Source organism: Mycolicibacterium llatzerense (genome assembly GCF_025331195.1).
Lineage (GTDB): Bacteria > Actinomycetota > Actinomycetes > Mycobacteriales > Mycobacteriaceae > Mycobacterium > Mycobacterium llatzerense.
This window is the reverse complement of sequence record NZ_LXOV01000014.1, coordinates 211,374-224,629: the sequence shown is the minus strand read 5'-3', so window position 1 is coordinate 224,629 and position 13,256 is coordinate 211,374. Positions and strand designations below refer to the sequence as shown.

Sequence of the window (13,256 nt, the reverse complement as noted above, 5' to 3'; positions counted from 1 at the left end):
GGACATGACCGCGAGTACGAAGGTCGCACCGTTACCTACAGCCGAGCGGCACACGCCCGATCACGAAGTGGTGATCGTCGGCGCCGGGTTCGGTGGCATCGGCGCCGGTATCGCCCTGTACCGCAAGGGGATCCACGACTTCGTCATCGTCGACAAATGGGACCACGTCGGCGGCACCTGGCACGCGAACACCTATCCCGGTGTGGCAGTGGATATCCCGTCTGTCATCTACAGCTTCTCCTACGAGCAGCGCGGCGGCTGGTCGCGGGTCTTCGCTCCCGGCAGTGAGTTGCGGGACTACGCCGACGACATGGTGGACAAGTACGGCCTGCGCGACAAGTTGCGGCTGGGTACCACCGTGACCGGGGCGACGTTCGACGAGCGCAACAGCATGTGGCGGTTGCGGACCGACGGCGGCTCCGAGATCACCGGCCGCCACATCGTGATGGCGGTCGGCGGGCTGGAACGGCCGAAGTTGCCGGACATTCCCGGGCTGCAGGATTTCGGCGGGGTGCTGATGCACACCGCGCTGTGGGATCACGATGTCGCGTTGGCCGGGAAACGGGTGGCGGTGATCGGGACGGGCGCGACGTCGCTTCAGCTCGTGCCGGCGATCGTCGACGAGGTGGCGCACCTCACCGTCTTTCAGCGCACCCCGATCTGGGTATTTCCCAAGCCCGACAGCCAGATTCACGGCATCGCCCGCACGGTGCTGGAGTTCGGCCAATTGCGGTCGGCGCTGCGCGCAGTCGGGACCGTCGCGACCGAGATCGGGATGGGCGGCATGCTCACCGGCCCGAGCTGGCTGGTCGAAGCCACCCGCAAGCTCGCCGAAGCTCCCGTCCGGGCGTGGATGCGCAGCCAGGTCACCGATCCGGCGACCCGCGAGAAGCTGATCCCCCGCTACGGCCTGGGCTGCAAACGGCCGTCGATGTCGAACGACTACTTGAAGACGTTCAATCGCAGTGACGTCAGCCTGGTCACCGACTCCATCGAGCGCATCACCGAGACCGGTGTGGTGACGGCCGACGGCGTCGAGCACGAGGTCGACGTCCTCATCTGTGCGACCGGATTCAAACTGTGGGAAAGGGATTCGGTACCGCCCTTCCCTGTCGTCGGCCGCGACGGACTCGACGCCGCAGAGTTCTGGGCGGTCAATCGATTTCAGGCCTATCAAGGTGTCTCCGTACCCGGCTTCCCGAACATGTTCATGATCACCGGGCCCTACGGATTCGTCCTCGGGTCTTATCTGTGGATGATCGAGGCCACCGCCGCACATCTCAGTCGGGCCATCGCCGAAGCCAAGCGGCGCGGCGCCCGGGAGGTCGAGATCCGGCGCGACGTCCACGACGCCTACTTCCAGCACTGCCTCCAGCGTCAGGCGCGCAACGTCCTGTTCACGCCGACCTGCGCGGGGTCCAACACGTATTACATCGACTACCACGGTGATTCACCGTTCCGGCCGACGACGCACGGCGAGATGTACTGGCAGAACCGTCATTACAACCTCGACGTCTATCGGTATGGCGCGGGCACCGACAACGTCGACGAAATTGCAGCCACCTCGAAGGAGGCCGGATGAAGATCAACAATCTGGAACCACAGCTCGTCGTCGTCACGGGCGCGGGCAGCGGCATCGGGCGTGCCACCGCCATCCGCTTCGCCAAACGCGGTGCGCACGTGGTGGTCTCCGATATCGACGCCGACTCGGCGGAGGCGACCGCGGCCATGATCAAAGGCGCCGGGCGCCGCGCGTCGGCCGCGCAGCTGGACGTCACCGATCCGGACGCGTGGGAGGCTTTCGCAGCTGCAGTGCGTGCCGAGCACGGCGTGCCCGACGTCGTCGTCAACAACGCCGGCATCGTCGTCAGCGGTCCGTTTCTCAAACTGTCCGCCGCAGACTGGGATAAGCAGCTCAGCATCAATCTGATGGGTGTGGTGCACGGCTGCCGGGTGTTCGGTGCGCAGATGGCCGAGCGCGGCAGGGGCGGTCATATCGTCAACATCGCCTCGGCGGCGGCGTTCACGCCGACGCCGGTCATGGCGCCGTACTCGGTGTCCAAGGCGGGGGTCAAGATGCTGAGCGAATGCCTGCGCCTGGAGCTCAAGCCATACGGCATCGGGGTCAGCGCCATCTGCCCCGGCGTGATCAACACGAACATCGGGGACCGGGCGGTGACCGTCGGTGTCGATCCCGCGCTCGTCGCGCAGGCCCAGCGCCTGACCAAACAGCTACAAGAGTTCGCCGAGATGCTGCCGTTCTCGCCGATGAGCCCCGACCTGGTGGCCCGGGCCGTGGTGCGGGCGGTCAGCTACGACCTCGCGGTGGTACCGGTGCGGGCGGAGGCCTGGCTGGGCTACGTCATGCACCGCGTCGCCCCGGGAATCAATCGCATTATGGCGCAGCCATTCTCGTTCGACTTGGCCGAGAAGCTGGCCGGTGCCGTGCTGGAGCGCGTGACTCCCGCGACGACCGCGTCCGTCGCCGGCGCGGAAGCGATGGCGCGCCACTAGCCGGGCTCACCACCCACGATCAGGCCCACCATGCTCTTCACCAGCGTGGTGACCCGCTTCGGCGGCGGCTCACCCGCGAGGAGGTGCCGCCGTACGGCGGCCAGTGGCAGATCCAAGAGGGCGAAGGCGATCTGATCCGCAGGCCGTCCGGTCTGTTTCGCCAGGCTCCGAACAGCACCGTCGAGGCGCTGTCGCGAATCGTCTTCAGCGGTGGCCAATTCGGCGCGGGCGGCCTCGCTCCAGCCGTCGGGCTCGAATGCCCGAACGCCGGCCTGCAGCACGACAGCCGCCGGTAGTTGACCGCGGCACCAGTCGACCAACCACACTGCCGCGCGAACCGCGCTGTCTGGCGTGGGGTGATCCCCGAGGGCCTCCAGGTAGCCGCTTTGAAAGCCCGCCGTGGTGCGGAACCACAAGGCGGCCAACAACGCAGCCCGGTCGGGAAAGCGATGGTAGATCGACCCGCTCGGGGCCCCTACCTCGCGCGCCACCGCGTTCATCGTCAGCGCCCGCACTCCCCCGGCGGCGAACAGTCGTGCGGCCGCGTCCAGGAGATCGTCGGCACTGTGCCGTGGAGCCCTACCCATGATCTAGAGAGTATGCTCTACTATTTATTAGAGTGTTCTCTCTAATAAATTTGATTGGCACACCGAAAGGAAACTGGATATGAGCACACCCGACACAACCGTTGAAGTTGCCGAACGTCTCTACTCCGCTTTCACCTCGCATGACAGGGCAGGCTTGGCTGCGCTGCTGCATCCCGACTTCACCGGACGGGTCAGCGAGGGCATGCCCTTCGGTCTCGGCGGAGCCGTACACAGCCCCGAGCAGATGCTGCGCGATGTCTGGGGCGGCGCCTCCGCGCACTGGGAAACCGCGCCATACCCAGACGAATTCGTCGCCGCGGGCGCGAATCGCGTCATGGTGCTCGGGTACTACCGCGGCCGCGGCCGGACCACCGGACGCCGCTACACGGCCGCCTTCGTCCACGACATCACCGTCCGCGACGGGAAGATCGCATCGTTGACCCAGATCACCGACACAAAGGCCTGGCACGACGCGCTTGCCGCCGGCTGACCACGTTAGAGTTCATGACTCTGGGACCGGCAACCCGAACGGAGTCACGATGCTCGTCGATCTGTCTCACACAATTCGTGCGGGGATGGTGACCTACCCCGGGCTGCCGGCCCCGTCGATCAGCGCCCACCTCACCCGTGAAGCGTCCCGCGACGTCTACGCCCCTGGCACCGAGTTCGCGATCGGCGCCATCACCATGGTCGGCAACACGGGTACCTACATCGACTCGCCGTTTCACCGCTACGCGGACGGTGCCGACCTGGCCGGCCTGGACCTGAACACCTTGGTGGACCTGCCCACGATCGTCGTCCACCGTCGGGACGTCTCGGCGCGGGCCGTCGATGTCGCCGAGTTACCCGAGGACATCGAGGCCGGCTGTGCCGTGCTGATCGACACCGGCTGGGACCGGCACTTCGGCACCGAGGCCTACGCCGTTGACGCACCGTTCCTGTCCGAGGCCGCCACCGAACACCTGGTGCGCCGCGGAGTGGCGCTGGTCGGCATCGACTCGGTGAACATCGATGACGCCAGCCCGGCGGCGGCCGGTCGGCGGCCCATCCATACTGCACTGTTGGGCAACGGGATTCACGTCGTCGAACACCTCACCAACCTGGCTGCGCTGCCCGCCCGCGGCGCCCGCTTCACCGCCGTCCCGCCGCGTGTCGAAGGATTCGGCACCTTCCCCGTCCGGGCGTACGCCACCATCCCCGACTGAGGCCCTCGGAGGGTTTCCAGGCGCGGCGACGGGGACTACCGTCGCGAACATGACGAGCTGGAAAGAATTCGCGGACGTCGCACCGCAGATCGCGGCCACCTTCGTCCGCCGGCACACCGCCACCGGAAACCTGTGCATGCTGGGCACGCTGCGCTCGGATGGATTCCCGCGGATCAGCCCCATGGAGCCGCGGTTCTTCGAAGACGAGCTGTGGCTCTCGGGCATGCCGCACACCACGAAATTCGATGACCTCGCCCGCGATCCACGCTTCTGCCTGCACACCGCAACGGTCGATACCCACGTCAGCGACGGCGACGCGAAGTTATGGGGTGTCGTGGAAGACGTGCAGGACAAGGCCCTGCATCGCCGGTTCGCCGAGGCACTGTACGAACAGACCGGCTTCGACATCCGGGGCCAGGAATTCGAGCACTGCTACCGCGCCAACCTGATCGGGGCGTCGGCGGTCGAGGTGGGCGACGGACACCTCGACATCACCGTATGGAAGCCCGGCGAATCCGAACGCGTCGTCCGCAAGCACTGATGCGCTTGGCCCCTAGGGCGACAACAGGATCGGGCCACCGCGGCGGCGGTACACCGAGCCGAACCGTGCGTCGATGCGCAGCCACGCCGGATGGACGCGAACGCGGACCACCTCGTTCTCCGGCAGCGGGTCGGGCACGAAACCCATGGCGGTCAAAGCGAATACGCAGCGCATCGGGATGCCGACCTCGACGTCGCCGGCGCTGACCCGCAGGACGTCCTGGTCCAGCAGCGACGGCGGCGGGCCCTGCGGCCCGCTGTGTTCCCGAGCCAATTCGACGCCACGCTGAAACAGCTCCAGCACCGCGTGGGCCGGCACGTCATCGAGGTGGCTGAAGCCGTTGTCCGGCGGCAGCGCACCACGCCAGGCCGAGTCCATCGAGAAGCCCGGATCGATCCGGCCCGATCCGGGCAGCTCGCGACCGAGCGCATCCGCTCCGGCGCACAGGTCGGACGGCGCCACCCGGCCGCTCACCACCCGCGCGGCCAGCACCTCGAAACCCGTTGCCGCCCAAGCGACGATGACACCCTCACCACGCGCCCGCAGCCGCACCACCGCAGCCTCGTCGAGGCGCAGCGCGCGCTCGACGAAGGTGCCCAGGTTCTCTGCCTGCGCCGTGTCGGCGAGCCAGACTCCGCGTTCGGTCATCGGGCAAAACGCTGGAGATACTCCCGCTGATGCGGGGCGATGCGCACCAGCATCTGCCGTTCGATGTTGAAGGTGGCCAGCTGGGTCTCCCCGATCACGGCCGGCTTGGAATCCGGATCGGCCTGAGCCGACCGCACCTCATACCCCAGCGTGAAGTCGCAGGCCCGCAGCCGGTTGGTCCAGATGGTCACCTGCAGCGGCGAATCGACAAGGCGCAGTTGGTCCTTGTACTTCACGTTGACTTCGGCGATCAGCAGTCCGGTGGTGGCGACGTCCTCGGCGAAGGGCTCGGTGAGAAACGGAACCCGCGCCTCCTCGAGGATGGTCACCATGGTGGCGTGGTTGACATGCTGATACATGTCGATGTCCGACCAGCGCACTGGCACCGGCGTCGTGAAGCGTTCAGTCACCCGCCCATCATCCCTGATTGCCCGTTCCCGTCGTTCGCGTGGTCATGCTGCGCAGCTGCCGTGCGGCCACCGACAGGGTCGCCAGGTCACGCACCTCGTCACCCAGGATCTCGGTCAGCGTCCGGCGGGCCCGCGTGACCCGGGAGCTGTTGGTCGACGCCCACTCGTGAATCTTCTGTTCGCCGGTCTCATCGGTCTCACCGACCGCCATCACGTCGATGCACAGCGCCCGGATCGATCCGTAGATGTCATCGCGAATCGCCAAGCGCGCCAAGGAATGCCAGCGATCGTTGCGGGTCAGCTCGGACACCGCGGTGAGCAGGTTGTCGATGCCCAGGTGGTCGGTCAGCGCGAAGTAGGTGTCGGCCACCTCGGCGGGCTCCCGCTCGGCGATATCGGCGATGTCGATGACGTCCAGCAGGCTGTACTGGTACAGCCCGGTGGCCACCATGTAGGCCAGCTCCTTCGAGACACCGGCGGCCACGAACTGAGCGGCATCGGTCTCCGCGATGGCCTTGTCATCGCCACGCAGCCACTGCGCCATCTGCGGGGTGAGCGCCTCGACTTTCGCCGCGAACCGGTTGGCCTCGGCGCCGACCGCCAGCGGCTGAGGCCGGTAGTTCAGCAGCCAACGGCCGGCCCGGTCGATGAGCCGGCGCAGGTCCAGCGTCATGCGGTCGGTGACATCCACCGGGACGCCGGCCAGGCCGGCCGCCCGGATGTCCCGCCACACCTCGCCGACCCGGAAGATCTTGTCCACCGCGACATAGCTGCGGACTGCGTCGACCGGCCCCACACCGACGTCTTCGGAGACCCGGTACGCGTAGGTGATGCCTGCGGTGTCGACGAGGTCATTCACCAGCATCGTGGTGATGATCTCCCGGCGCAGCTGGTGCGACCGGATGTCCGGCGCGAACCGGTCCCGAAGTTCCGCCGGGAAGTAGTTCGGCAGCCGCCCGGCGAACACCTCCTGGTCGGGCAGGTCGCTGGCCAGCACGTCCTCCTTGAGCGCCAGCTTCACGTGCGCCATCAGGGTCGCCAGCTCCGGTGAGGTCAGTCCCAGACCGGTTTCCATCCGCCGACGGATCTCCTTCTCCGAAGGCAGCGCCTCGAGCTCACGGTTCAGCCCACGCGTCGCAGCCAGATCCCGAATCTGGGCGGCGTGCACCGGCAGCAGGCTGGCGGCGTTGGCGCGGCTGGTGCCCATCAGGTCGTTCTGCGAGATGTTGTCGGCGAGCACCAAGAGACCGACCTCGTCGGTCATCGACATCAACAGGTCGGTGCGCTCGGCGGCCGCGACCTTGCCGGCCGTGACGAGGGCATCGACCAGAATCTTGATGTTCACCTCGTGGTCCGAGCAGTCCACACCCGCCGAGTTGTCCATCGCGTCGGTGTTGATGTGGCCGCCGGCGAGATCGAATTCGATGCGGCCGCGCTGCGTCACGCCGAGGTTGCCGCCCTCGCCAACCACCTTGATGCGCAACTGATTTCCGTTGACGCGGATGGCGTCGTTGGCACGGTCGCCGACGTCGGCGTCCGACTCGGTCTCGGCCTTGATGTAAGTGCCGATACCGCCGTTCCAGAACAGGTCGACGGGCGCCAGCAGGATCGACTTCATCAGCGCCGGCGGCGTGAGTTCGGTGACGTCGGCGGCGAGGCCGAGCACTTCGCGCACCTGCGGGCTGATCGGGATCGACTTCTGCTCACGGCTGTAGACACCGCCGCCCTCGCTGATGAGCGACTTGTCGTAGTCATCCCAACTCGATCGGGGCAACTGGAACATCCGGTCGCGTTCGATCCACGATCGGGCTGAATCAGGATTCGGGTCCAGGAAGATGTGCCGGTGGTCGAAGGCCGCCACGAGCCGAATGTGCTTGGACAGCAACATGCCATTACCGAACACGTCACCGCTCATGTCACCGACGCCGACGACGGTGAAGTCCTGGGTCTGGGTGTCATGCCCCATCTCCCGGAAGTGCCGCTTGACCGACTCCCAGGCGCCCTTGGCGGTGATGCCCATCGCTTTGTGGTCGTAGCCCACCGAACCACCCGAGGCGAACGCGTCGCCCAGCCAGAAGCCGTACGACTTGGCGACGTCGTTGGCGATGTCGGAGAACGTGGCGGTGCCCTTGTCCGCGGCGACGACGAGGTAGGCATCGTCACCGTCGCGGCGCACCACCTGTGCCGGCGGGACGATGGCGCCGGTGGCCGTCTCGACGTTGTCGGTGACGTCGAGCAGGCCGGCGATGAACAGCCGGTAGCAGGCGACGCCCTCGCTGCGCAGCGCATCGCGATCGGTGGCCGCGTCACCCGTGAGCGCCGGCGGCGATTTGAGCACGAAGCCGCCCTTGGCGCCGACGGGGACGATGACGGCGTTCTTCACCGCCTGCGCCTTGACCAGGCCCAGGATTTCGGTGCGGAAGTCTTCCCGCCGGTCCGACCAGCGCAGGCCGCCGCGGGCCACGTTGCCGAACCGTAGGTGCACGCCTTCGACCCGCGGTGAGTACACGAAGATTTCGTATTTCGGCCTGGGCAAGGGCAATTCGTCGATCAGCTGAGGATTGAGCTTGAACGACAACGCATTTCGCTGCCTCGCCGAGCCCTCGGCAGTGACGTAGTAGTTCGTGCGCAGGGTGGCCTGCACCAGCGCCGCGAACGCCCGCAGGACCCGGTCGGTGTCCAGGCTCACCAGCGCGTCGATGTCGGCGGCGACGGCGGCCGCGGCGGTCTGAGCGCGTTCGACGGCATCTCCCCCGGCTGGGTCGAACACCGCCTCGAACAATTCGACGAGGGACCTCGCCGTGCCCGGGTTGTCCCGCAGCACCGTCTCGATATGCGACTGGCTGTACGGAAAACCGGCCTGCCGCAAGTACTTTGCGTAGGCCCGCAGGATCGTCACCTGTTGCCAGGTCAGCCCCGCACCCAGCACCAACTCGTTGAACCGGTCGACCTCCACCTTGCCCTGCCAGATGGCAGTGACCGCGTCGGCGAACCGGGTGGCGATGACCTCGCGTTCGGCCTCCGGTGCGTCGACGGTGGACTGGTGCGCCGAGATCTTGAACTGGTAGATCCACACCGGCATGCCGTCGCCGCGCACCACATTGAACGGCTGCTCCTCCAGCACCACCACGCCCGTGGACTGCAGCATCGGCAGCAGCTCACTGAGCGACGCAGAGCGGCCGGCCAGATACCAGGTGAGTTGCGCGGTGCGGTCCTCGTCGGCGGCCGGCTCGGGGTAGTCCAGCACGAGTTTGACGCTGTCGTCCTGCAGCTGATCGATGATGCCGATCGCGGCGATGGCCTTGACCGGCGTGAACGCCTGCTTGTACACCTCGGGGAATGCCACCGCATAGTGCTCGGCCTCGGCCCGGGTGATGGTGCCCGGCGTGACGGCGCCGATCAGCCGGTCGCCCCACGTCCGGGCTGCCTCGGTCAGCAGGCTTTGTATCCGGGTCTCGTTCGCCGTGGAGGTGTCGACACTCGCCGGGCTGGCGGTCTCACCCAGGCGCACGGTGAAATGCACAACAGCCCATGGCGATTCACTGACGCGCGCGGTGTACTCGATGCTTTCGCCACCGAGCTCGCGAACCAGGATGTCCTGCATCGCCAACCGGACGTCGGTGGTGTACCGGTCACGAGGCAGGTACACCAGGCACGACACGAAGTGGGCCAGCTTGTCGGCACGCAGGAACAGCAGCGCACGCCGGCGAGAACCCAGGTCGATGACGGACTTGCCCATGTCCACCAGGTCGCGCGCGGTCAGCGAGAACAGTTCGGACCGCGGCACGGTCTGGATGATGTCGAGCATCAGCTGGCCGGGCCGGCTCGGGTCCCCGTTGGACAGCGCCAACGCCTCGTTGACCCGGCGCGAGATCAGCGGTATCTCAAGCACATTCGCGTTGCCCGCGGCGACGGTGAACTGTCCGATGAAGCGGTGTTCGCGGGCTGGCCCGTTCGGGCCCGCGCTCTCGCGGACCACCACGATGTATGGGTAGGCGCCGTAGCGCAGGTAGCTGGGCATGGTGGCCTGCGCGACCGCCAGCAGTTCGTCGTCGCCCGCCAGCGGTGGCAGCACGTCGGCGCGTAGCTTGGCCACGCCCAGCCGGGTCGTCGGGTCTACCTGGGCCTGCCCGTTCTGCACCGTGCACTGCTGATAGCCGAGCAGCACGAAGTGTCCGTCGGCCAGCCAGCGCAGCAGGGCCGCCACATCGCGCCGGTCGTAGCCGGGGAACCGGCCGTTGTGGTCGGCGTCGAGTGCGTTGGCCAACCCGACGAGCGCGGCGTTCATCGCGGGGGTGTCGAGCTCCACCGCGCGGGTGTCGGTCAGGGCGTGGGGCAGCACCGCCGCGGCGTCGGCGACTGCCTTGCCGTCACCGATGGTCGCCAACTGCACATGAATCCAGGTCTCGTCGATGCCGTCGGCCGGTGCGCTCGGGTCACCCGCCGGACCCATCGCGACGACCTCACCGGCCGAATCACGGCGCACCCGGAACTCGGGACTCATGATCGCGGTGTAGGCGACGCCGATGCGGTGCAGCAACACCATCACCGAGTCCATCAGCAGCGCGCTGTGGTCGGTCACGATCTGCAGCGCCGGGCCGAAGCGACCGGGGTCGTCGGCCGGGTAGATCGCGACCAGCGTCTCCCCCATCGAGCGGCGACGGCCGAGCCGGAAATGCGCGGCCAGCAACTCCGGGGAGACCCGGGTCGCCAGCGCCACGTCGATCGGGGCGGTGACCCCACCGTCGGCCGGTGAGCCGTCGTTGGGGCCGCGGTAGGTCAGCAGATATGCCCGTGCAAGACCAGCATTGCCGCCCGCGCCGGCGGACTGCGTCGTGCTGCTGAGTCCGCCCCGATTTTCCGTCATCCGACTTGCTCCTGACGTCGCACCGTCGTGCCCCGATCGGCACGTACGTGCGACGTTAGTCGCGAGTCAGCTTGCGGTGGGTCACTCTGTGCGGACGCGCCGCTTCGATTCCAAGTCGTTCCACTTTGTTCTCTTCATAGGCACCGAAGTTGCCTTCGAACCAGAACCATTTGGCCTCGTCCTCGTCATCGCCTTCCCAGGCGAGGATGTGGGTGCAGGTGCGATCCAGGAACCAGCGGTCGTGGCTGATGACCACGGCGCAGCCCGGGAACTGCTCGAGCGCGTTCTCCAGCGAAGACAGCGTTTCCACGTCCAGGTCGTTGGTCGGCTCGTCGAGCAGGATCAGGTTGCCGCCCTCTTTGAGGGTCAGCGCCAGGTTCAACCGGTTGCGCTCACCACCGGAGAGCACGCCCGCCGGCTTCTGCTGATCGGGGCCCTTGAAGCCGAACGCCGACACGTAGGCACGGGACGGGATTTCGTTCTGGCCGACCTCGATGTAGTCGAGCTTGTCGGAGACGACCTCCCAGACCGTCTTCTTCGGGTCGATGCCCGCCCGGCTCTGGTCGACGTACGACAGCTTGACCGTGTCGCCGACCTTCACGTTGCCGTCGTCCGGCTCCTCGAGGCCGACGATCGTCTTGAACAGCGTGGACTTACCCACACCGTTCGGGCCGATGACGCCGACGATGCCGTTACGCGGCAGCGTGAACGACAGGTTCTTGATCAGGGTGCGGCCGTCGAAGCCCTTCTCCAGGTTGTCGACCTCGACCACGACGTTGCCCAGGCGCGGCGGCGTCGGAATCTGGATTTCCTCGAAGTCGAGCTTCCGCGTCTTCTCGGCCTCGGCAACCATCTCCTCGTAGCGTCCGAGGCGGGCCTTGTTCTTGGCCTGGCGGGCCTTGGCGCCCGAACGCACCCAGGCCAGCTCGTCCTTCAGTCGCTTCTGCAGCTTCTGGTCCTTCTTGCCCTGAACCTCGAGACGCTCGGCCTTCTTCTCCAGGTAGGTGGAGTAGTTGCCCTCGTACGGGTAGGCGCGGCCGCGGTCGAGCTCGAGGATCCACTCGGCGACGTTGTCCAGGAAGTACCGGTCGTGGGTGACGGCGAGGATCGCACCCTTGTAGTCGGCGAGGTGCTGTTCCAGCCACAGCACGCTCTCGGCGTCCAGGTGGTTGGTGGGCTCGTCGAGCAGCAGCAGGTCGGGCTTGCTGAGCAGCAACCGGCAGAGCGCGACGCGGCGGCGCTCACCACCGGACAGGTGGGTGACCGGCTCGTCCGGCGGCGGGCAGCGCAGCGCGTCCATGGCCTGCTCCAGCTGGGAATCGATGTCCCAGGCGTCGGCGGCGTCGAGCTCCTCCTGGAGCTTGCCCATCTCTTCCATGAGCTCGTCGGTGTAGTCGGTGGCCATCAGCTCGGCGACCTCGTTGTACCGGTTGAGCTTGCCCTTGATCGCCACGCCCGCCTCGACGTTCTCGCGGACGGTCTTGGTCTCGTCGAGTTCGGGCTCCTGCATGAGGATGCCGACGCTGGCGCCGGGCGCCAGGAAGGCATCGCCATTGTTGGCCTTGTCGATGCCGGCCATGATCTTCAGGACGCTGGACTTACCGGCGCCGTTGGGGCCGACGACACCGATCTTCGCGCCGGGCAGGAAGTTCAGGGTGACGTCGTCGAGGATGACCTTGTCGCCGTGCGCCTTACGGACCTTGCGCATCGTGTAGATGAATTCGGCCATGCCGTCGTCATGCCTTTCGTTGGCTGTTCGTCGTAGCGTTCTCGTAGCGCGAGCCCCGGCTCACTGGATCTGGCGCGGTCCCGCGAAAACTCGCTGCCCATCCTAGGCAAGCCGCCAAATCGCCCGATGGCGCGGTCGGGGCGCCCGCGGATGGCCCTGCGCGCGGCGCCCCGACCGAGGCTCTACGCGGACAGCACCAAGTCGTCCGAATTCGTGGTCTCGGGCGGCTCGTCCTGGGGCTGTGCGTCGCCGGCCTCGACGTCGAGCGGGCTCGGCCGCCGGGGGTCGACCTTGACCTGGCACCGCCCCATATCCGGACCGACCGACGTCGCCCGCACCTCCATCGATGAGCGACGGTTGCCTTCCTTGTCCAGGTACTCGCTGGTGTAGATGTAGCCGACGACCACCACCGGGTCGCCCTTGAACAACCGGCCGGCCACGCCGTCGGCCACGCGGCCCCAGCAGTTCACCGTGACGTACAGCGAGTTACCCGCTTCCCAGCCGTCCTCGGTCTTCTTCCGCGAATTGCTCGCCACGCGGAATGTCACGACATTGGTCTCCCCGGCCCGGCGTGGGACGACGTTGTTGACCACGTTGCCGACCACGGTGAAGGGTGTCTCGAACATGTGCTTCTCCATCCATTTCGGTGTTGCCGGCGTTCTCGTCGGCCTGTGCGTCCATTGACCCGCCAGGCACCGACAAAAGAACCGGCGCCGCTGCAATGGCGGCGCCGGTTGTGGATGAATCGCGAACTG

General features: G+C 67.0%; 11 protein-coding genes. 5 read left to right on the top strand and 6 right to left on the bottom strand.

Annotation, left to right across the window (positions count from 1 at the left end; genetic code table 11):
* The first annotated feature begins 4 nt into the window (after positions 1 to 4).
* Together A7G45_RS22120 and A7G45_RS22115 are read left to right on the top strand one after the other, a co-directional pair.
* The gene (locus A7G45_RS22120) at positions 5 to 1,582 is read left to right on the top strand and encodes a flavin-containing monooxygenase (protein WP_260940302.1); all 1,578 of its coding nucleotides are present in this window, start codon (positions 5 to 7) and stop codon (positions 1,580 to 1,582) included.
* The gene (locus A7G45_RS22115) at positions 1,579 to 2,514 is read left to right on the top strand and encodes an SDR family NAD(P)-dependent oxidoreductase (RefSeq protein ID WP_260940301.1); all 936 of its coding nucleotides are present in this window, start codon (positions 1,579 to 1,581) and stop codon (positions 2,512 to 2,514) included. The genes A7G45_RS22120 and A7G45_RS22115 overlap by 4 nt, the downstream gene beginning before the upstream one ends.
* On the opposite strand, the gene A7G45_RS22110 is transcribed toward A7G45_RS22115, so the two are convergent.
* Positions 2,511 to 3,101 carry a TetR/AcrR family transcriptional regulator gene (locus A7G45_RS22110; RefSeq protein WP_260940300.1) on the bottom strand — a complete coding sequence of 197 codons (591 nt, stop codon included), beginning with the start codon at positions 3,099 to 3,101 and terminating at the stop codon, positions 2,511 to 2,513. The two genes, A7G45_RS22115 and A7G45_RS22110, sit on opposite strands and share 4 nt — an antisense overlap.
* Before the next feature lie 79 nt (positions 3,102 to 3,180).
* On the opposite strand from A7G45_RS22110, the gene A7G45_RS22105 reads away from it, so the two are divergent.
* Genes A7G45_RS22105 through A7G45_RS22095 form a run of 3 tightly spaced genes read left to right on the top strand, consistent with a single transcriptional unit; the run spans position 3,181 to position 4,847 of the window.
* The gene (locus A7G45_RS22105; protein ID WP_260940299.1) at positions 3,181 to 3,591 is read left to right on the top strand and encodes a nuclear transport factor 2 family protein; all 411 of its coding nucleotides are present in this window, start codon (positions 3,181 to 3,183) and stop codon (positions 3,589 to 3,591) included.
* A gap of 49 nt (positions 3,592 to 3,640) precedes the next feature.
* Complete coding sequence (locus tag A7G45_RS22100) at positions 3,641 to 4,306, top strand: cyclase family protein (RefSeq protein WP_260940298.1); 666 nt, start codon at positions 3,641 to 3,643, stop codon at positions 4,304 to 4,306.
* A gap of 49 nt (positions 4,307 to 4,355) precedes the next feature.
* Positions 4,356 to 4,847: a pyridoxamine 5'-phosphate oxidase family protein gene (locus A7G45_RS22095; RefSeq protein ID WP_260940297.1), complete on the top strand. Its 492-nt coding sequence runs from the start codon at positions 4,356 to 4,358 to the stop codon at positions 4,845 to 4,847.
* 12 nt (positions 4,848 to 4,859) lie between these two features.
* Here the strand turns inward: A7G45_RS22095 and A7G45_RS22090 are convergent, their stop codons facing one another.
* The 5 genes from A7G45_RS22090 to ssb form a co-directional block, all read right to left on the bottom strand.
* Positions 4,860 to 5,495: a DUF8010 domain-containing protein gene (locus A7G45_RS22090; RefSeq protein WP_260940296.1), complete on the bottom strand. Its 636-nt coding sequence runs from the start codon at positions 5,493 to 5,495 to the stop codon at positions 4,860 to 4,862.
* Positions 5,492 to 5,905: an acyl-CoA thioesterase gene (locus A7G45_RS22085; RefSeq protein WP_020102240.1), complete on the bottom strand. Its 414-nt coding sequence runs from the start codon at positions 5,903 to 5,905 to the stop codon at positions 5,492 to 5,494. Before A7G45_RS22085 ends, A7G45_RS22090 begins: the two co-directional genes overlap by 4 nt.
* Positions 5,906 to 5,912: 7 nt before the next feature.
* Positions 5,913 to 10,772 carry an NAD-glutamate dehydrogenase gene (locus tag A7G45_RS22080; RefSeq protein ID WP_260940295.1) on the bottom strand — a complete coding sequence of 1,620 codons (4,860 nt, stop codon included), beginning with the start codon at positions 10,770 to 10,772 and terminating at the stop codon, positions 5,913 to 5,915.
* A gap of 55 nt (positions 10,773 to 10,827) precedes the next feature.
* Complete coding sequence (gene ettA, locus A7G45_RS22075; protein ID WP_043394363.1) at positions 10,828 to 12,501, bottom strand: energy-dependent translational throttle protein EttA; 1,674 nt, start codon at positions 12,499 to 12,501, stop codon at positions 10,828 to 10,830.
* A gap of 182 nt (positions 12,502 to 12,683) precedes the next feature.
* Positions 12,684 to 13,127: a single-stranded DNA-binding protein gene (ssb, locus tag A7G45_RS22070; protein ID WP_260940294.1), complete on the bottom strand. Its 444-nt coding sequence runs from the start codon at positions 13,125 to 13,127 to the stop codon at positions 12,684 to 12,686.
* Positions 13,128 to 13,256 lie beyond the last annotated feature (129 nt).

What these genes read in the sequence shown, in the direction of transcription:
- A7G45_RS22105 (WP_260940299.1), top strand. Translation starts at nt 3,181, where the DNA reads ATGAGCACACCCGACACAACCGTTGAAGTTGCCGAACGTCTCTACTCC.
- A7G45_RS22110 (WP_260940300.1), bottom strand. Translation starts at nt 3,101, where the DNA reads ATGGGTAGGGCTCCACGGCACAGTGCCGACGATCTCCTGGACGCGGCC.
- A7G45_RS22090 (WP_260940296.1), bottom strand. Translation starts at nt 5,495, where the DNA reads ATGACCGAACGCGGAGTCTGGCTCGCCGACACGGCGCAGGCAGAGAAC.
- A7G45_RS22080 (WP_260940295.1), bottom strand. Translation starts at nt 10,772, where the DNA reads ATGACGGAAAATCGGGGCGGACTCAGCAGCACGACGCAGTCCGCCGGC.
- ssb (WP_260940294.1), bottom strand. Translation starts at nt 13,127, where the DNA reads ATGTTCGAGACACCCTTCACCGTGGTCGGCAACGTGGTCAACAACGTC.
- A7G45_RS22100 (WP_260940298.1), top strand. Translation starts at nt 3,641, where the DNA reads ATGCTCGTCGATCTGTCTCACACAATTCGTGCGGGGATGGTGACCTAC.
- ettA (WP_043394363.1), bottom strand. Translation starts at nt 12,501, where the DNA reads ATGGCCGAATTCATCTACACGATGCGCAAGGTCCGTAAGGCGCACGGC.
- A7G45_RS22115 (WP_260940301.1), top strand. Translation starts at nt 1,579, where the DNA reads ATGAAGATCAACAATCTGGAACCACAGCTCGTCGTCGTCACGGGCGCG.
- A7G45_RS22095 (WP_260940297.1), top strand. Translation starts at nt 4,356, where the DNA reads ATGACGAGCTGGAAAGAATTCGCGGACGTCGCACCGCAGATCGCGGCC.
- A7G45_RS22120 (WP_260940302.1), top strand. Translation starts at nt 5, where the DNA reads ATGACCGCGAGTACGAAGGTCGCACCGTTACCTACAGCCGAGCGGCAC.